Origin of the sequence: Rhizobium sp. BR 317 (assembly GCF_047445835.1) — a bacterium.
In the GTDB taxonomy this organism is placed as follows: domain Bacteria; phylum Pseudomonadota; class Alphaproteobacteria; order Rhizobiales; family Rhizobiaceae; genus Rhizobium; species Rhizobium paranaense.
The window spans coordinates 347,969-364,955 of record NZ_JARWLB010000004.1 but is presented as its reverse complement, the minus strand read 5'-3'; the positions used below and the strand labels follow the sequence as shown (position 1 = coordinate 364,955).

14 protein-coding genes are annotated in these 16,987 nt (G+C 61.3%); 2 read left to right on the top strand and 12 right to left on the bottom strand.

The genetic code is table 11. The annotated features are described in order from the left end of the window. Positions 1–11: 11 nt before the first annotated feature. The 7 genes from QD357_RS09140 to QD357_RS09110 are packed head-to-tail and all read right to left on the bottom strand — an operon-like array spanning position 12 to position 7,169. Positions 12–407 (bottom strand): RidA family protein, encoded by a 396-nt coding sequence (locus QD357_RS09140; RefSeq protein ID WP_104824096.1) that lies wholly within the window; start codon positions 405–407, stop codon positions 12–14. Then, positions 385–816, bottom strand: coding sequence for an acyl-CoA thioesterase (locus QD357_RS09135; RefSeq protein ID WP_107109043.1), 432 nt, complete (start codon positions 814–816; stop codon positions 385–387). The genes QD357_RS09140 and QD357_RS09135 overlap by 23 nt, the downstream gene beginning before the upstream one ends. Before the next feature lie 8 nt (positions 817–824). Then, the gene (locus QD357_RS09130; protein WP_107109450.1) at positions 825–2,006 is read right to left on the bottom strand and encodes an acyl-CoA dehydrogenase; all 1,182 of its coding nucleotides are present in this window, start codon (positions 2,004–2,006) and stop codon (positions 825–827) included. 14 nt (positions 2,007–2,020) lie between these two features. Beyond that, positions 2,021–3,202, bottom strand: a complete 1,182-nt coding sequence (locus tag QD357_RS09125; RefSeq protein WP_107109042.1) for an acyl-CoA dehydrogenase family protein — start codon at positions 3,200–3,202, stop codon at positions 2,021–2,023. Between the two features lie 4 nt (positions 3,203–3,206). Beyond that, entirely contained in the window at positions 3,207–4,058 is an 852-nt protein-coding gene (locus QD357_RS09120) for an enoyl-CoA hydratase family protein (protein WP_107109041.1), read from the bottom strand. After that, entirely contained in the window at positions 4,055–4,843 is a 789-nt protein-coding gene (locus tag QD357_RS09115; protein ID WP_107109040.1) for an SDR family NAD(P)-dependent oxidoreductase, read from the bottom strand. The genes QD357_RS09120 and QD357_RS09115 overlap by 4 nt, the downstream gene beginning before the upstream one ends. A 7-nt stretch (positions 4,844–4,850) precedes the next feature. Further along, a complete protein-coding gene (locus tag QD357_RS09110; protein WP_107109039.1) occupies positions 4,851–7,169 on the bottom strand; it encodes a bifunctional salicylyl-CoA 5-hydroxylase/oxidoreductase in 2,319 nt (772 codons plus the stop codon). A 300-nt stretch (positions 7,170–7,469) separates the two neighbouring features. On the opposite strand from QD357_RS09110, the gene QD357_RS09105 reads away from it, so the two are divergent. Then, complete coding sequence (locus tag QD357_RS09105) at positions 7,470–9,080, top strand: AMP-binding protein (protein WP_107109038.1); 1,611 nt, start codon at positions 7,470–7,472, stop codon at positions 9,078–9,080. A 5-nt stretch (positions 9,081–9,085) separates the two neighbouring features. Here the strand turns inward: QD357_RS09105 and QD357_RS09100 are convergent, their stop codons facing one another. The 5 genes from QD357_RS09100 to QD357_RS09080 all read right to left on the bottom strand — a co-directional run bounded on the left by QD357_RS09100 (position 9,086) and on the right by QD357_RS09080 (position 14,455). Beyond that, a complete protein-coding gene (locus QD357_RS09100) occupies positions 9,086–9,934 on the bottom strand; it encodes an ATP-binding cassette domain-containing protein (protein ID WP_107109037.1) in 849 nt (282 codons plus the stop codon). Further along, complete coding sequence (locus QD357_RS09095; RefSeq protein ID WP_107109036.1) at positions 9,931–10,803, bottom strand: ABC transporter ATP-binding protein; 873 nt, start codon at positions 10,801–10,803, stop codon at positions 9,931–9,933. The genes QD357_RS09100 and QD357_RS09095 overlap by 4 nt, the downstream gene beginning before the upstream one ends. After that, complete coding sequence (locus tag QD357_RS09090; protein WP_107109035.1) at positions 10,800–11,690, bottom strand: ABC transporter permease; 891 nt, start codon at positions 11,688–11,690, stop codon at positions 10,800–10,802. Before QD357_RS09090 ends, QD357_RS09095 begins: the two co-directional genes overlap by 4 nt. Then, a complete protein-coding gene (locus QD357_RS09085; RefSeq protein WP_107109034.1) occupies positions 11,683–12,690 on the bottom strand; it encodes an ABC transporter permease in 1,008 nt (335 codons plus the stop codon). The genes QD357_RS09090 and QD357_RS09085 overlap by 8 nt, the downstream gene beginning before the upstream one ends. Before the next feature lie 229 nt (positions 12,691–12,919). Next, positions 12,920–14,455 carry an ABC transporter substrate-binding protein gene (locus tag QD357_RS09080; RefSeq protein WP_107109033.1) on the bottom strand — a complete coding sequence of 512 codons (1,536 nt, stop codon included), beginning with the start codon at positions 14,453–14,455 and terminating at the stop codon, positions 12,920–12,922. Positions 14,456–14,831: 376 nt separating this feature from the next. On the opposite strand from QD357_RS09080, the gene QD357_RS09075 reads away from it, so the two are divergent. Next, positions 14,832–16,985 (top strand): indolepyruvate ferredoxin oxidoreductase subunit alpha, encoded by a 2,154-nt coding sequence (locus QD357_RS09075; protein ID WP_107109032.1) that lies wholly within the window; start codon positions 14,832–14,834, stop codon positions 16,983–16,985. The last annotated feature ends 2 nt before the right edge of the window (positions 16,986–16,987 follow it).

Below are 16,987 nucleotides of genomic sequence, written 5' to 3'. Positions count from 1 at the left end.
GCGAGCCCATCCTATTCCGGAATAACGGCGGTCGCCTGGATCTCGATCTTGGCGCGGTCCTCCACGAGGGCGACGACCTGCACGGCGGCCATGGCTGGAAAATGCCGGCCGATGATCTCGCGATAGACCTGGCCGATGCCCTTGAGATTGGCGAGATATTCGCTCTTATCGGTGAAATACCAGGTCATCGAGGTGATGTGCTGCGGCTTGGCGCCGCCCTCGGCGAGAATGGCGACGACATTCTTCAGCGTCTGGCGCACCTGCTCGACGAAATCGTCACTTTCGAATTCGCACGCGGCGTTCCAGCCGACTTGGCCGCCGACGAACACCATGCGACCGGTTGCCGCCATGCCATTGGCATAGCCGATCGGCTTGGCCCAGCCTTCAGGTTGCAGGATGGTGTGCATCGGTCATCTCCAGATGAGAGGTCAGCGCAGCGCGGATATCGTCCGGCCACGCAAGCGATTGATGGGTGTCGAGGGAGGTGGAAACGACACGATGGCGGGCGGTCCATAGGACTTGACCATTCGCCGAAACCTGATGTTCCAGATCGAGCGAGGAACGACCGATGCCGCGCACCGCCACCACGAAATCAAGCTCATCGCCCTGAAAGCCAGGGCGCACGAAGGTCAAGTCGAGCCGTACGGTCGGCACGCCGATGCGGCGGTCGTTGACCAGCGCCTTCCAGGGAAAACCCAACGAGCCGAAAAAATCCTCCAGCACCCCGACGAGGATGTTCAGATACGACGGGAAATAGGCGATCCCCGAGGGATCGCAGTCTCCGAAGCGCAGGGGTCTGGTGGTTTTGAATGCCAAGGCCGGCCTCAGTTCGAAAAAGCGGCGATGCCGGTGATGGCACGGCCGAGGATGAGGGCGTGGATGTCGTGCGTGCCTTCGTAGGTGTTGACGACTTCGAGGTTGACGAGATGGCGGGCGATGCCGAACTCGTCGGAAATGCCGTTGCCACCGAGCATGTCGCGGGCGGCGCGGGCGATCTCGAGTGCCTTGCCGCAGCTATTGCGCTTGAGGATCGAGGTTAGCTCCACCGGCGGATGGCCGTCTTCCTTCAAGCGGCCGAGCCTCAGGCAACCCTGCAGGCCGAGGGTGATCTCGGTCACCATGTCGGCAAGCTTCTTCTGGATGAGCTGGTTGGCAGCGAGCGGCCGGCCGAACTGTTTGCGGTCGAGCACATATTGCCGCGCCTTGGCGTAGCAATCCTCGGCCGCGCCGAGAGCGCCCCAGGCAATGCCGAAGCGGGCCGAGTTCAGGCAGGTGAAGGGGCCTTTGAGGCCGGAAACGTTCGGCAGCAGGTTTTCTTCCGGCACGAAGACATTGTCCATGACGACTTCGCCGGTGATGGAGGCGCGCAGGCCTACCTTGCCGTGGATGGCGGGGGCTGACAGGCCTTTCCAGCCCTTTTCCAGGATGAAACCTCTGATAACGCCGTCTTCGGTCTTGGCCCAGACGACGAAGACGTCGGCGATCGGTGCATTGGAAATCCAGGTCTTGGCACCGGTCAGGCTATAGCCGCCATCGACCTTCTTGGCGCGGGTTACCATCGAGCCGGGATCGGAGCCGTGGTTAGGTTCCGTGAGGCCGAAGCAGCCGATCCATTCGCCGGTGGCAAGCTTCGGCAGATATTTCTGCTTCTGCTCTTCTGAACCGAAGGCATTGATCGGCACCATGACGAGCGAGGATTGCACGCTCATCATCGAGCGGTAGCCGCTGTCGACGCGCTCGACCTCACGGGCGATCAGGCCATAGGCGACATAGCCAAGGCCGGCGCCGCCGTACTCCGGCGCGATCGTCGGACCGAGCAGGCCGAGTTCGCCCATTTCACGGAAGATCGACGGGTCGGTCTTCTCATGGCGGAAGGCTTCGAGGACGCGGGGCGCCAGTTTCTCCTGCGCGTAGGAATGTGCGGTATCAAGCACCATGCGTTCATCGTCGCTCAACTGCTCCGTCAGCCGGAACGGGTCGGCCCAGTCGAAAATCTCGCGGCTCATGCTCTCAATCTCCATCAATTTGTCTTCAGAAGTTCGCGCGCAACGATCAGTTTCTGAACCTCCGTCGCACCTTCGTAAATACGAAGTGCGCGTATCTCCCGATAGAGTTTTTCCGTTATTTCTCCCGCTTTGACGCCTCGTCCGCCGAAAAGCTGGACGGCGCGGTCGATGACGGCCTGCGCGGTTTCCGTGGCCGTCATCTTGGCCATGGCCGCCTCGCGCGTCGTCGGCAGATGCTGCACGTCGCGACGCCAGGCCGCTCGATAGGTGAGGAGGGCTGCCGCGTCGATGCCGGTCGCCATATCGCCGAGGGCTGCCTGCGTCAACTGAAGGTCGCCGAGCGTCGCGCCGAACATCGGCCGCGTGCGGACATGCGCCAGCGACTCATCCAGCGCCCGCCGCGCAAAGCCAAGGCTGGCGGCGGCGACCGAGGCGCGGAAGATATCGAGTGTGCGCATGGCGATCTTGAAGCCTTCGCCCGGTGCGCCGAGCCGGCGCGACGCGGGGATGCGGCAGTTTTCGAAACGGATCGTCGCCAGCGGATGCGGCGTGATCACTTCGATCCGTTCGGCGATCGAGAAGCCGGGATCATCAGCGAAGACGACGAAGGCGGAAATGCCGCGCGTGCCCGGCGCCTCGCCTGTGCGGGCGAAAACGGTGTAGATATCGGCGATGCCGCCATTGGAAATCCAGGTCTTTTCGCCATCGAGAACATAGTGATCGCCATCGGCGCGGGCCGCGCAACTCATCGCGGCGACATCCGAGCCGGCATCCTTTTCCGACAGCGCAAAGGCCGCGAGCCAGTCGCCGGCGCGAACTTTCGGCAGCACGGCGTCGCGCAGTTCGGGCGAGCCGGATAATCCGATCGCGCCGGTGCCGAGGCCCTGCATGGCGAAAGCGAAATCGGCAAGGCCATCGTGCCAGGCGAGCGTTTCGCGCGCGAGACAAACGAGGCGGGAATCGATCAACGGGTCGCTGTCCGAGGTGCCTGTGGCGGCAGCGAGGAGGTCGGCGTCGCCGAGCGCCTTGACCAGCTTGCGGCAGGTGCCGTCGACATCGCCATGGTCGATATCGGCCATGGCGGAGGATTTGGCGAAAGCGTCGACTTCAGCCACGAATTCCCGGTGGCGTTCATCGAAGAACGGCCAATCCAGATGATCTCGGCTCGGCCCGGAGAGGCTTGATGCAGCGGACATAGCCTCAATTCCCCTGGAATTCAGGCTTGCGCTTGGCGGCGAAGGCTTCGAAGGCACGGCGGAAATCCTGGGTGGCCATGCAGACCGCTTGGGCCTGCGCCTCGGATTCGATCATCTCGTCGATGCCCATCGCCCATTCCTGGTTCAGCATGGTCTTGGTCATGCCATGCGCGAACCATGGCCCATTCGCTAGCGAACTGGCGAGCCTGATGGCTTCCGGCTCCAGATCAGCGCTGACATGCAAGCTGTTGTAGAAACCCCAGGCATGGCCTTCGGCCGATGTCATCGAGCGACCCGTGAACAGCAGTTCAGCGGCACGGCCCTGGCCGATGATGCGGGGAAGGATGCCGCATGCGCCCATGTCGGCGCCGGCAAGGCCGACGCGCGTGAAGAGAAAGGCGGTCTTGGCTTCGAACGTCGCCAGGCGCAGGTCGGAGGCCATGGCGAGGATGGCGCCGGCACCGGCGCAGATACCGTCGACGGCGGAAATGATCGGCTGCGGGCACTTGCGCATGGCTTTGACCAGATCGCCGGTCATGCGCGTGAAGGCGAGAAGCTCGGGCATTGCCATGCGGGTCAGCGGTTCGATGATCTCGAAGACATCGCCGCCGGACGAGAAATTACCGCCAGCTCCGGTCAGCACTATAGCGCGGACGTCAGAGGCGTAGGCGAGGTCGCGGAAGAGATTGCGCAGTTCGGCATAGCTGTCGAACGTCAGCGGGTTCTTGCGCTCCGGGCGGTTCAGCCGGATCGTGGCGACGCGGCCGTCATCGCTGACCTCCCAGAGGAAATGCTGCGGCTTGTAATCTTTGAAGGGCTTCAGATGGCCCCGCATCGTCATATCCCGATCGCTCATCCCGCTAAAACCTCCCCACCGGCAACCGCAATTGCCTGACCATTGATCGATGCCGCCGCCGGCGATGCCAACCAAAGAACGGTGTCGGCAACCTCCTCGGGCTTGACGAGCCGTCCCTGCGGATTGGATTTCGTGAACTCCGCAAGCGCCTGTTCCGCCGTGCGCCCTGTTTTGGCGACGATGGTGGCGATCGAGCGTTCGATGATCGGCGTATCGGTGAAACCGGGGCACACGGCGTTGACCGTGATACCAGTCTTTGCCAGCTCCAGCGCCAACGAGCGCGTCAGGCCGACGACGCCATGCTTGGCGGCAACATAGGCGGACACGTAGCCGTAGCCGGTCAGGCCCGCCGTCGAGGCGATGTTGATGATGCGCGCGCCGGCTCCGTGCGCTTTAAGGTCGGGTAGGGCAGCTTGCGTCACCAGGAAAACGCTGGTGAGATCGACCGTCAGGACGCGATTCCACATGTCCAGGCTGGTCTTCTCGAAAGGCGCAGTTGGTGCCTCGCCGGCATTGTTGACGAGAATATCGACAGGGCCGAATTTTTCGCGGGCAGCGTTCACGCCGCCGGCAATCGCTTCGACGCTGGTGACGTCGAAACCGTCAACGACGAGAGCATTCGCGCCAATGTCGGCAGCGACGGCCTCGAGCGGTTCTCTTTTTCGCCCGGCAAGCGTCACGCGTGCACCCTCGGCAGCGAGCGCCCGCGCGATCGCGGCGCCGATGCCGCTACCGGCGCCGGTGACGAGGGCGTGGCGGCCCACAAATTTGCCTGATGTCGTCATCGGTTGCTCACTTCGCCGGCGTGGCCGCTGCCGCGCGGGCAAGATTGTTTTCATATTGCATCTTGCCGGAGAGATATTGCTTCGGCCAGGGGATCGAGGTCAGGCCGATCTTGGCGGCTTCGTGCAGCGACCAGGCGGGATCGGCCAGATGCGGACGGGCGACAGCGCAGAGATCGGCACGACCAGCGGCGATGATCGAATTGGCATGATCGGCCTCCGAGATCGCGCCGACGGCGATCGTTGGAATGCCGATCTCATTGCGGATCTTGTCCGAGAATGGTGTCTGGAACAGGCGGCCATAGACCGGCTTTTCCTCCTTCGACACCTGACCGGACGAACAATCGATCAGATCGGCGCCGGCTTTCTTGAACAGGGCCGCGAAAATCGCCGCATCCTCCGGCGTGTTGCCGCCATCGGTCCAGTCATGGCAGGAAAGACGCACGGACATGGGCTTGTCCTCCGGCCAGATTGTGCGCATGGCCCGGAAGATTTCCAGCGGGTAGCGGGCGCGGTTTTCATGGCTGCCACCGTACTCGTCGTCGCGCACATTGGTGAGCGGCGACAGGAAGCTCGACAGGAGATAGCCGTGGGCGCAGTGCAGTTCCAGCCAATCGGCGCCCGTGGTGATCGCCAGTTCCGTCGCACGGACGAAATCGGCCTTGACGCGGTCCATATCGGCGCGGTCCATGGCCTTGGGTATCTGACTATTCCTGAGATAGGGAACGGCGGATGCCGAGATCAGCGGCCATTCGCCTTCGGCTACTGGCTGATCGATGCCCTCCCAGGCAACTTTGGTTGCCCCTTTGCGGCCGGCATGGCCGAGCTGGATGCCGACCTTGGCGGCGCTGTTTGAATGGACGAATTCGACAAGCCGCCGCCACTGTGCCGCCTGTTCTTCGTTCCAGAGGCCGAGGCAGCCGGGGGTAATGCGGGCATCGGGCGTGACGCAGGTCATTTCCGCAAAGACGAGACCAGCACCACCGAGCGCGCGTGAGCCGAGATGGATGATGTGAAAATCGTTCATCACGCCGTTTTCTGCCGAATACATCGCCATGGGCGAGACTACGATGCGGTTGATGAGCGTCACGTCGCGTAGCTGATAGGGCGTGAACATCGGCGGCAGGCAGCGCTCGTTGCCGACCGCAAGGCCGGATTTCTTGGCGAACCAGCGTTCATAACCTTCCAGCCAGTCCTTATCGCGCAGCCGCAGGTTCTCGTGGCTGATGCGCTGCGAGCGGGTGAGCATCGAATACATGAACTGCTCGGGTTCTAGCGTGTCGGCATAGCGCCTCCCGACCACTTCGAACCATTCCATGGCATTGCGCGCCGCGTTCTGGATGCGGGCGACGTCGACGCGGCGGATCTCTTCATAGGTTTCGAGAATCGCCGGAATCTTTTCCTTGCTGTGCCCGTGGATCTGGAATTGCCGGGTCAGCTCGATCGCGTCGTCAATGGCGAGTTTCGTGCCGGAGCCGATGGCGAAATGCGCGGTGTGGGCGGCGTCGCCCATCAGCACGACATGCGAATTGCCGTTGAAATGACTCCACTTGCCGCAGATCAGCCGGTTGAAGTTCAGCCAGGCCGAGCCGCGGATATGGCGGGCATTGGTCATCAGCGAGGCGCCGTCGAGCACTTCCGAGAACAAGTTTTCGCAGAAGGCGATCGAGCCGTCCTGATCCATTTTGTTGAGACCGTGGGCAAGATAGGCTTCCTCGGTGGTTTCGACGATGAAGGTCGAGGTCTTGTCGTCGAACTTGTAGATATGCGCCTGGAACCAGCCGTACTCGCTCTTGCGGAAATCGAAGGTAAATGCGTCGTAGAGCTTGTTGGTGCCGAGCCAGATGTAGCGATTCGGCCGGGTGATCATGTCCGGCTGGAAGACGTCGGGATAGTGGTTACGAATCTTCGAGTTAAGACCATCCGAACCGATAATCAGATCGGCGTCCGGAAAGTCGAGATCGGACGTTACGTCGGTCTCGAAGATCAGCTCGACGCCAAGCGCTTCGCAGCGCTTCTGCAGGATATTCAGCAGCTTCTTGCGGCCGATGCCGACAAAGCCGTGGCCGGAGGTGCGCTGGCGCGTGCCCTTGAACCAGACCTCGATATCATCCCAATGATTGAAGGCATCTTCGATCTCGGCGGCGCTTTCCGGATCCCATTCGCGCATCGATACCATGGTGGCATCGGAGAAGACGACACCCCAGCCGAAGGTGTCATAGGGGCGGTTGCGCTCAACGACCTTGATGGAAAGCTCGGGATGCAACTTCTTCATCAGAAGCCCGAAATAGAGGCCCGCGGGTCCGCCGCCGATACAGACGATTTGCATCGCTTATCCCTCCTGTGACGCCGAAGCCCGGGTCACGAAAATTATTTAAGTTTAAAATATCTTGTCGCCACCATTCGTCAAGAGTTGTGTTGCGGGATTTTGAGCCCGAAATGCGATTCCGATGGCGCAATCAGATCAAAATATCCTGTGAAATCAATGGGTATTAAATTATTTTAGGCTTAAAATTTCTTGCTTGAACATTTGCGCCTTCGGTGCAATCATTTTCCGCGATGCTGCACACGCTACCGGGAGATCGGCGTTGGGTGTCGAATTGGGTCGAGAGGAATGCGGGAGCGAACCATGCTTGGACCGACGGGTCATGCCGATACATTCACGCGGGACAACCTGCCGCTAGCAGGGGAATGGCCGGAGCTGCTGCTGGACGGTTTCGACTATCCCGAATGGCTGAATGCCGGTGTCGAACTCAGCGACCGCATGGTCGAGCGCGGTTTCGGCGATCATGTCGCGCTGATCGGCAACGGCCGCCGGCGTACCTACAAGGAGCTGGCGGACTGGACCAATCGCATCGCCCATGCGCTTGTCGAGAATTTCGGTATCAAGCCCGGCAATCGCGTTCTCATCCGCTCGGGCAACAATCCGGCGATGATTGCCTGCTGGTTGGCTGTGACCAAGGTCGGCGCCGTCGCGGTCAACACCATGCCGATGCTGCGATCAGGCGAGTTGTCGAAGATCATCGACAAGGCGGAAATCACTTTTGCGCTCTGCGACACGAGGCTGCTGGAAGATCTCGTTGCGGCGGCGAAGGAAAGCCGGTTTCTGAAGCAGGTCGTCGGCTTCGACGGCACCGCCAATCACGACGCAGAGCTTGATCGCATCGCGCTCAACAAGCCGGTGCGTTTCGAGGCGGCAAAGACGGGGCGGGATGATGTGGCGCTGCTCGGCTTCACCTCGGGGTCGACGGGCGTTCCCAAGGCCACCATGCATTTCCATCGGGATATCCTCATCATCGCCGATGCCTATGCCAAGGAAGTCCTGCAGGTAACGCCCGAGGATGTTTTCATCGGCTCACCGCCGATCGCCTTTACCTTCGGGCTTGGTGGTCTCGTCGTATTCCCGCTGCGGTTCGGAGCGTCGACGGCGCTACTCGAAAACGCCTCGCCGAAGAATATGATCGAGATCATTCAGGAATATGGCGCGACGATCAGTTTCACCGCGCCGACTGCCTATCGCGCCATGCTGGCGGCGATGGAGGAAGGGGCGGATCTTTCTTCCCTCCGCATTGCGGTTTCGGCCGGCGAGACGCTGCCGGGGCCCATCTTCGAAGAGTGGACGCGAAAGACTGGCAAGCCGATCCTCGACGGTATCGGCTCGACCGAGTTGCTGCATATCTTCATTTCCAACCGGCTTGACGATGCCAAGCCCAATTGCACCGGCAAGCCGCTTGCCGGCTACGAGGCGCGCGTCGTCGACGACGACATGAACGAAGTCCCGCGCGGCACGATCGGCAAGCTGGTGGTTCGCGGCCCGATCGGTTGCCGCTACCTCGCCGACCACCGTCAGGGCGATTATGTCAGGGATGGCTGGAACGTGACGGGGGACAGCTTCATCCAGGATGAAGACGGCTATCTCCACTTCGCCGCACGCTCCGACGATATTATTCTTTCGGCCGGCTACAATATTGCCGGGCCGGAAGTGGAGGCGGCACTTCTATCGCATGGTGACGTGTTGGAATGCGCTGTCGTCGGCAAGCCCGATGAAGATCGCGGCCATATTGTTCAGGCGCATGTGGTGTTGATGCCCGGCATCGCCGGCTCGGATTTGCTGGTGAAGACGCTGCAGGATCACGTCAAGGCAATGATCGCGCCCTATAAATATCCCCGCTCGATCGTCTTCGTGGACGCTTTGCCGAAGACGGAATCGGGCAAGATCCAGCGTTTTCGGCTCAAATAGCTGGCTTAAGCCGCATCCTCCTGCTCGGTTTCGCGACCGAGCCAGGTCGGGTCGATCTCCGGCAGCGGGATGGCGTCCAGCAGCATGCGGGTATAGCCGGAGGCCGGTGCTGCAAAGACACGTTCGCAATCGCCTTCCTCTACGACGCGGCCGCGGCGCATCACATAGACGCGGTCGCAAACGGCGCGAATGACGGAGAGATCGTGGCTGATGAAAGCCATGGACAGGCCGAGATCGCGGGAAAGCTCCTTCAGCAAATTCAGCACTTGCGCCTGCGTCGAGACATCGAGGCCGGAGACGATTTCGTCGGCAAGCACGAAATCCGGCTCCAGCAGGGCGGCGCGGGCGATGCCGATGCGCTGGCGCTGGCCGCCGGAAAGCTCATGCGGATTGCGGTCGAGACAGGCATGCGGCAGCGTCACGCGGTCGAGGATGGCAGCGACCCGGCGTTCGGCGGCCTGCCGGTCAGTCACCAGCCCGTGCAGCAACAGCGGCTCGACCAGAATGCGGCGGATCGTATGGCGCGGATTGAGCGAGGCCATGGGGTCCTGGAAGATCATCTGCATGCGCCGGCGCAGCGGCCGCATCTCGGTGTCCGGCATGTGAGTAATGTCCTTGCCGTCGAAATGGATCGTGCCGGCGGAGAGGTCGACCAGCCGCAGCAGCGCCCGTCCAAGCGTCGTCTTGCCGGAGCCGCTTTCGCCAACGATGCCAACAGTCTCGCCGCGGCGGATGTCGACATCGACGCTGTGCAGCACCCTGTTGCCGCCGTCGGCGGGGCCAAAAAGATGACGCTTGGCGCCGTAGGTGACGTCGAGGCCTTTGGCGGAGAGGAGTATGTCGGACGCACTCATCTTCCGCCCTCCCGAATGCCGATTTCATGGCGCAATTGTTCGAAAACCGCTTGCGGCACCGGCGTCAGCCCGGCATCGGGCCGGTCATAGCGCGGACCGGCGGCGATGAGGGATTTCGTATAGATGTGTTGGGGATTGCCGAGCACGTCAGCAGTGCGGCCTTCCTCGATAACCTTGCCGGCATAAAGCAGGGTGACGGTGTCGCAGATCTGCGCGACGACGCCAAGATCGTGGGTGACGAAGATGACGGCGGTGCCGTGCGCTTCCTGCAGGCCGCGGATTAGCCGCAGGATCTGCTTCTGTACCGTGACATCGAGCGCTGTCGTCGGCTCGTCGGCAACGACCAGTTTTGGCTCCAGCGCGAAGGCGGCGGCGATCAATATGCGCTGGCGCATGCCGCCGGAGAGTTCGTGCGGATAGGCGCGCAATACCCGTTCAGGATCGCGGATATGTACTTCCGTCAGCAATTTCAGGGCCCGCAGCCTGGCATCGCGCGAAGACAGGCCGCGCTTCAGCCGCAAACCGTCGGTCAATTGCGCCTCGATGCGACGGCCGGGATTGAGGGCGGTCTGCGGGTCCTGCGGGATCAGCGAGATCTCGTTGCCCATGATGTCGCGAAGCTGCTTCGCGGGCAGTTTCAGCAAGTCGTGGCTTTCGAATAGAATTGAGCCGCTGGTAACGCGTACGGTACGTGGCAAAATACCGAGCAAGGCCTTGGCGATAGTGGATTTGCCGGCGCCGCTTTCGCCGACGAGGCCGCGGACTTCGCCGCGTTGCAATATCAGGGAGACATCGCGCAGGATAGGCGCGCCGTCATCGCGGTCGGAGACGGCGTTCAAGCCGGTGATGGAGAGAAGCGGTTCGGTCATCGGCGCATCACCGGGTCGAGGGCGCGGCGCAGGCCGTCGCCGAGTTGGTTGAAGGCAAGCACCGTGGCGAAGAGTGCGATGAGCGGCACGAGGAGCACCCACCAGCCGTCATAGATGATCTGCCTACCTTGGGCGATCATGCCGCCCCAGGTCGGCGTGTCCGAGGAGACCGACAGGCCGACAAAGGAAAGGATGGCCTCGACGATGACGGCGATACCCATCTCCAGGCTGACGAGGGCGATCAGCACAGGCGCGACATTTGGCAGGATTTCGCTGAACAGGATTTTTGCACGCGAGAAGCCGATCGTGCGGGCGGCGGTGACATAATCCATTTGTGCCTGCGCCTGGGTTTCGGAGCGTACGACGCGGCAGAAGCGCGTCCAGTCGATGATGACGATGGCGGCGATGACCGAATGCACGCCGGAGCCGAAAACGGCCACCAGCAGGATCGATAGCAGCACCGGCGGAAAGGCCATCCAGATATCGACGAGTCTGGAGATCACCTTGTCGATCCAGCCGCCATACCAGCCGGCGAAAAGGCCGAGCAGCGTGCCGATCAAGGCCGCCAAGCCTGCCGCGACGAAGGCGACGATGAGGGCGACGCGCGAGCCGAAGATGGCGCGAGACAGTACGTCGCGGCCGAGATCGTCCGTGCCAAGGAGAAAGCCCGGATCGGAACCGTTAAGCCAGACGGGCGGCAAAGTACCCGACATCAGGTCCTGCTCCAGCGGGTCTTTCGGTGCGATATAGGGTGCGAAGATCGCAAGGATGATCAGGATGAGGATGAAGCCGCCGCCGAAGATCACCTTGGGTTCCGATAGCAGCGCGCGCAGGCGCTTAGCGTTGCGTGGTGGTTTGAGGGAGGCGGTCGCAGCGATATCAGCCATGGGCGAGCCTCGGATTGAAGGCGGCCACCAGCAGATCGACGGCCAGATTGATGAGAATAAAGAGGGCGCCGAAAACCAGCACAAGACCCTGGATCAGGGGCAGGTCGCGATTGATGACGGCGTCGATCGCCATATTGCCGATGCCGGGATAGGCGAAGATGCGCTCGACGATGACGGTGCCGCCGATCAGGAAGGTGAACTGCACGCCGGTGAGCGCGATCGTCGGGCCGACAGCATTGCGGAGCGCTTCCTGCAGCACCAGGCGCAGGTTCGACATGCCTTTGAGTTTGGCGAGCAGAATATAGTCCTGCACCATGGCTTCCGAGAGCGTCGTCTTCAGCACACGGGCGATGATGGCGGCGAGCGGCAGGCCAAGCGCCAGCACCGGCATGACCATGTGGGAGACGATATCCGCGAAGATCGAGAAACGGAAGGTGACCAGGCTTTCTATGAGATAGAAGGGCGTCGTGAATTGCGCGTCGATGCTCGGATCGATGCGGCCGGAAAGCGGGAAGAGCGGAAAAAGAACGCCGAGGACCAGCACGAGAGCAAGCGCCCAGACGAAATCCGGCACGGCGAGAAAGAGGCCGTTGAGGCTATCGATAATGGGCTCCAGCGGCGTGCGCCGGACAAGCGTGCCGACAATGGCGACCGTGCCGCCGAGAAGAACTGCCAGCGCCAGGGCTGCAAAGGCTAGCTCCAGCGTCGCCGGCAGGCGTTCGCCGAGCAAGGAGAGAACGTCACGCTTCAACGAGATCGAGGTTCCGAAATCACCCGTCAAAACCGATTTCAGCCAGATGCCGAACTGCATCGGCAGGCTGGAGTCGAGGCCGTAATGGGCACGCAGCGCGGCGATATCGGTCGGAGTAGCGCCCGGCGATATCATCATCGCAATCGGATCGCCCGGCACGACGCGCAGCAGCACGAAGACGATCAACGCCACGCCGAACAGCGTGATGGCGGCCATGATCAGGCGATTGAGAATGGAAACTGCTAGCATTCGTTATGAGTTCCGATCGCATTCGCTGGTGGCGATGGAGAGCCCCGAGCCCCTCATCCGCCCTGTCGGGCACCTTCTCCCCATTTTGACGGGGAGAAGGGGAAAGACGCATCCACAGCCTTCCATCCGACTGCCTTCCCGGGCGAGGGTACAAAGGTCGTTCCCTCGCCCCGCTTGCGGGGAGAGGGCTAGGGTGAGGGGCAAAGCCGCAAGAGCGAAACTCTGCCCATCAAGCCTTCGACACCAGTGTCGGCTGCAGGGCGCCAGAAACATTCGGCGTCACCTTCAGGCTCGACTTATAGACGATCGGCTGGACATATTGCAGCAGGGGGATCACGTAGCCCTGCTCGGCGATATACTTGATCGCAGCCTTCCAGCCGGCAATTCGCTTCGCCTCGTCCTTTTCGACCCAGAGCGGCCCCAGCATGTCGTCAACATCCTTGGTCTTCCAGGCTGAGTGCGGCGAGGGGCCGAACATGGCGAAGCCGGTTGAGGTCGTCGGGTCGCCGATGGCGTTGCCCCAGTTGTAGAAGGCGGCCGGGCCGAGCTTGTGGGCGGCGCGCAGCTCGTAATGCTTGGCGATTTCGTAGACCTCGATATCAGCTTCGATGCCGACCTTGCGCCACATGCCGACGATCGCCTGGATCATCTCGTAATCCTTTGGCTTGAAGCCGCGGGTAGTCTTGATGCCGAACTTCACCGGCTTTTCCGGCGAATAGCCGCTGGCCGCCAAGAGCTTCTTGGCCTGCTCCGGATCGTAGGGGATCTTGATCGAGGCGTCGTAGGCCTCGTATTCCGGCGCTTCCAGCGTTGACAGAGGCTTGCCGTAACCGCGTAGAAGGCGCTTGATGATCGCTTCCTTGTCGATCGCCATATTAGCGGCGAGGCGGACATTCTTGTCCAGCATCGGATCGACATTGCTGATGAAGATCATGCCGATATCGGAGATCGGTGTGGCGACGCCGGCAAGTCCCGATTTCTTCTTCAGGCGGTCGAAATCCTCGTAGGGGATTTCGAGCGTCACGTCGGAGGAGCCGGATTCGATCTCGGCGACGCGGCTGGTCGTATCCGGTACGAATTTGAAGATGACGGTATCGAAGGCCGGCTTGCCGCCGAAATAGTTGGGGTTCGCCTTCAGCCGCAGATAGGAATTGCCCTCATAGGCGTCGACCATGTAGGGGCCGGTGCCGACGGGCTTCTTTTCGAAGCCTTCCGCGCCGACCTTGCTGTAGTAATCCTTGGGCAGGACATAGCCGGTCAGGAAAGCCATCCATTTGAAATAGGTCGGCTCGAAGCGAACGACATCGCCGGTGATGCGGTTGCCTTCCACCTTATAATTGTTGGCCGTCGACCAGATGAACTGGATCGGATTGCCGGTCTCTTGTTTGGCGGCGCGCTCCAGCGACCAGACGACGTCGTCCGGAGTGAACTTGGAGCCGTCATGCCAGGTGACGCCCTCGCGGACATCCATCCAGACCTTGGTCTTGTCGTCGTTCCAGCCCCAGGCGGTGAGCAAGCCCGGCTGGAATTTCAGATCCGGGCCTTGGCCGATATATTGGTCGAAGACGGAGCGATAGATCGCCTGGATCGTCGGATTGACCGCCGAGGGGCCGGTGGTAGGGTCAAAAGAGGGCAAATTGACATTGAAGGCAATCGTCAGCGTGCCGGCCTCGGCGGCTTCCACGCTCGTCCTGCCTGCGAGAATTCCCGTAATGAAAGCGGCCGCGCCGAGGCTCAATGCCTCGCGCCGAGTAAGTGTCGTCATGATCACTCCGTTCCCCTGTTAAGCGGCAGAGAAGCGTGACGCCCACCTGCCACTGGCGATTTATTTTCGGAATGTTTTAATCTTAAAATAAGCCTCCAAAACCGGCAAGCGCTTTCTCTGGGCATTTCGCAGATTCCGGCGTGCTTTTTTGATCGCGATTTCGGCGATGAAGCTCATAATTTATGCAATTGCATATATGTACGTTCGTCATTTATGACTCAGAATAGTATTTTTTGAACCCTCAACTCTATGTCTGCCTCGCGCGATTCGCCGGATTGCGAGGTTTCCCATTTGTTCGTTGACAGCCGGATGGGGTTCAAAATATGATTTTGCAAATGATTTAAAACAAGCCCGATAAGGCAAAGGGGTAGCTTCGATGGCCGAACGGTCGTTTGCGCGCGAAGTCGAGGATCTGAAGCTTGGAGAAGGCGATATCTTCCGTGGCGAAGGTATTCTCGCGATCACCAAGGCGCTGCTGCAATCCGGTGTTTCCTATGTCGGCGGCTACCAGGGATCGCCGATTTCCCATCTCATGGACGTGTTGGCCGATGCCAAGGATGTGATGGAGGACCTGGGCGTTCATTTCGAGACTTCGGCTTCGGAAGCTGCCGCTGCCGCCATGCTTTCGGCCTCGGTCATGTATCCGGTGCGCGGCGCCGTCACATGGAAGTCGACGGCGGGCACCAATGTTGCCTCCGACGCGCTCTCCAACCTCTCATCCGGTGGCGTCACCGGCGGCGCGCTGATCATCATCGGCGAAGACTATGGCGAAGGCTCCTCGATCATGCAGGAGCGCAGCCACGCCTATGCGATGAAGTCGCAGATGTGGCTGCTCAATCCGCGCCCGAACCTGCCCTCGATCGTGCAGGCGGTCGAAGAGGGCTTTGAACTGTCGGAAGCCTCAAATACGCCGGTCATGCTGCAGGTGGGCATTCGTAGCTGCCATGTTCACGGCCAGTTCGATGCCAAGGACAACAAGCGGCCGAAATATACGCTTAGGCAGGCGCTGGAAAATCCGGTGCGCGACGTCAACCGCATCGTGCTGCCGCCGGCCTCCTTCCTGCATGAGAAGGAGAAGCTGGAGAAGCGCTGGCCGGCCGCTGTCGACTTCATCAAGAAGCGTCAGCTCAACGAATATTTCGGTCCGTCCGAAGGCGACGTCGGCATCATCCTGCTGGGCGGCATGTATAACGGCGTCATGCGCGCGCTGCAGCAGCTCGGCCTTGCCGATGTCTACGGTAACTCGGCTATTCCGCTTTATGTCCTCAACGTCGCCTATCCGCTGATCGACGATCAGATGGCCGAATTCTGCGCGAGCAAAAAGGCCGTGCTGATGGTCGAGGAGGGGGCGCCGGAATATATCGAACAGTCGCTCAACACCATCCTGCGCCGCCGTGACATCCAGACCAAGGTTTCCGGCAAGGATGTCCTGCCGATGGGTGGCGAATATACCCCGCCGGTGCTGGTGAAGGGCATCAAGAACTTCGTCGAAACGCATCAGCGCGTGTTGCTCGGCAACCAGCCGCCTTTGCCGGACCCGACGCCTGTTCTCAACGACCCGAAGGTTAAGGCGCTGGCCGAAGTCGTGCCGCCACGCCCGCCGGGGTTCTGTGTCGGCTGTCCCGAAAGGCCGATTTTCGCGGCGATGAAGCTGGTTGAGAATGAACTCGGCCAGCATCACATCTCCGGCGATATCGGCTGTCACCTGTTTTCGATCCTGCCGCCGTTCAACATTGGTAGCACGACGATGGGCTATGGCCTCGGTCCGGCGGCCGCCTCCGCCTTCAATGTCGCCGCCGACAAGCGGGCTATTTCCGTGATGGGCGATGGCGGGTTCTGGCATAACGGCCTGGCGACCTCGGTCGGCAATGCCGTCTTCAACAAGCAGGACGGCGTCATTCTCGTCGTCGACAACTATTATTCGGCGGCAACCGGCGGCCAGGACATCCCGTCTTCGCGGGCGCTGAACCCGCGCCGCAAGACCAACAATTCCATCGTCAACGCCGTCAAGGGCATCGGCGCCACCTGGGTTCGCCAGATCGACCGGACCTATGATGTCGGCAAGATGCGCGACACGCTGCGCGAGGCGCTGACTTCGAAGGAGCCCGGCCCGAAGATCATCGTCGCCTCGTCGGAATGCATGCTGAACAAGCAGCGGCGCGTGAAGCCGCAATTCGCGCAGGCGGTGAAGGCCGGCGCGCGCATGGTCAAGGAACGCTTTGGTGTCGATGAGGATGTCTGTACGGGCGATCATGCCTGCATCCGTCTTTCCGGCTGCCCGTCGCTGTCGGTCAAGCATACCGACGATCCGCTGAAGGATGATCCGGTGGCGGCGGTCGACAATAATTGCGTCGGCTGCGGCAATTGCGGCGAAGTGGCGGAGGCTGCCGTCCTCTGTCCTTCCTTCTATCGCGCCGATATCATCCACAATCCCTCTGGCTGGGATCGCTTCCTCGCCCGCATGCGCGCGGCCGTCATCGGCTGGCTGCAGGCCCGCCGCCGGGCCGGCCGCATCGTCTTTGCGGACTGAGG

Excerpts from the sequence above, each read along its gene's own strand:
- QD357_RS09140 (WP_104824096.1), bottom strand. The coding sequence starts at position 407 with ATGCACACCATCCTGCAACCTGAAGGCTGGGCCAAGCCGATCGGCTAT.
- QD357_RS09130 (WP_107109450.1), bottom strand. The coding sequence starts at position 2,006 with ATGAGCCGCGAGATTTTCGACTGGGCCGACCCGTTCCGGCTGACGGAG.
- QD357_RS09125 (WP_107109042.1), bottom strand. The coding sequence starts at position 3,202 with ATGTCCGCTGCATCAAGCCTCTCCGGGCCGAGCCGAGATCATCTGGAT.
- QD357_RS09120 (WP_107109041.1), bottom strand. The coding sequence starts at position 4,058 with ATGAGCGATCGGGATATGACGATGCGGGGCCATCTGAAGCCCTTCAAA.
- QD357_RS09115 (WP_107109040.1), bottom strand. The coding sequence starts at position 4,843 with ATGACGACATCAGGCAAATTTGTGGGCCGCCACGCCCTCGTCACCGGC.
- QD357_RS09110 (WP_107109039.1), bottom strand. The coding sequence starts at position 7,169 with ATGCAAATCGTCTGTATCGGCGGCGGACCCGCGGGCCTCTATTTCGGG.
- QD357_RS09105 (WP_107109038.1), top strand. The coding sequence starts at position 7,470 with ATGCTTGGACCGACGGGTCATGCCGATACATTCACGCGGGACAACCTG.
- QD357_RS09100 (WP_107109037.1), bottom strand. The coding sequence starts at position 9,934 with ATGAGTGCGTCCGACATACTCCTCTCCGCCAAAGGCCTCGACGTCACC.
- QD357_RS09095 (WP_107109036.1), bottom strand. The coding sequence starts at position 10,803 with ATGACCGAACCGCTTCTCTCCATCACCGGCTTGAACGCCGTCTCCGAC.
- QD357_RS09090 (WP_107109035.1), bottom strand. The coding sequence starts at position 11,690 with ATGGCTGATATCGCTGCGACCGCCTCCCTCAAACCACCACGCAACGCT.
- QD357_RS09085 (WP_107109034.1), bottom strand. The coding sequence starts at position 12,690 with ATGCTAGCAGTTTCCATTCTCAATCGCCTGATCATGGCCGCCATCACG.
- QD357_RS09080 (WP_107109033.1), bottom strand. The coding sequence starts at position 14,455 with ATGACGACACTTACTCGGCGCGAGGCATTGAGCCTCGGCGCGGCCGCT.
- QD357_RS09075 (WP_107109032.1), top strand. The coding sequence starts at position 14,832 with ATGGCCGAACGGTCGTTTGCGCGCGAAGTCGAGGATCTGAAGCTTGGA.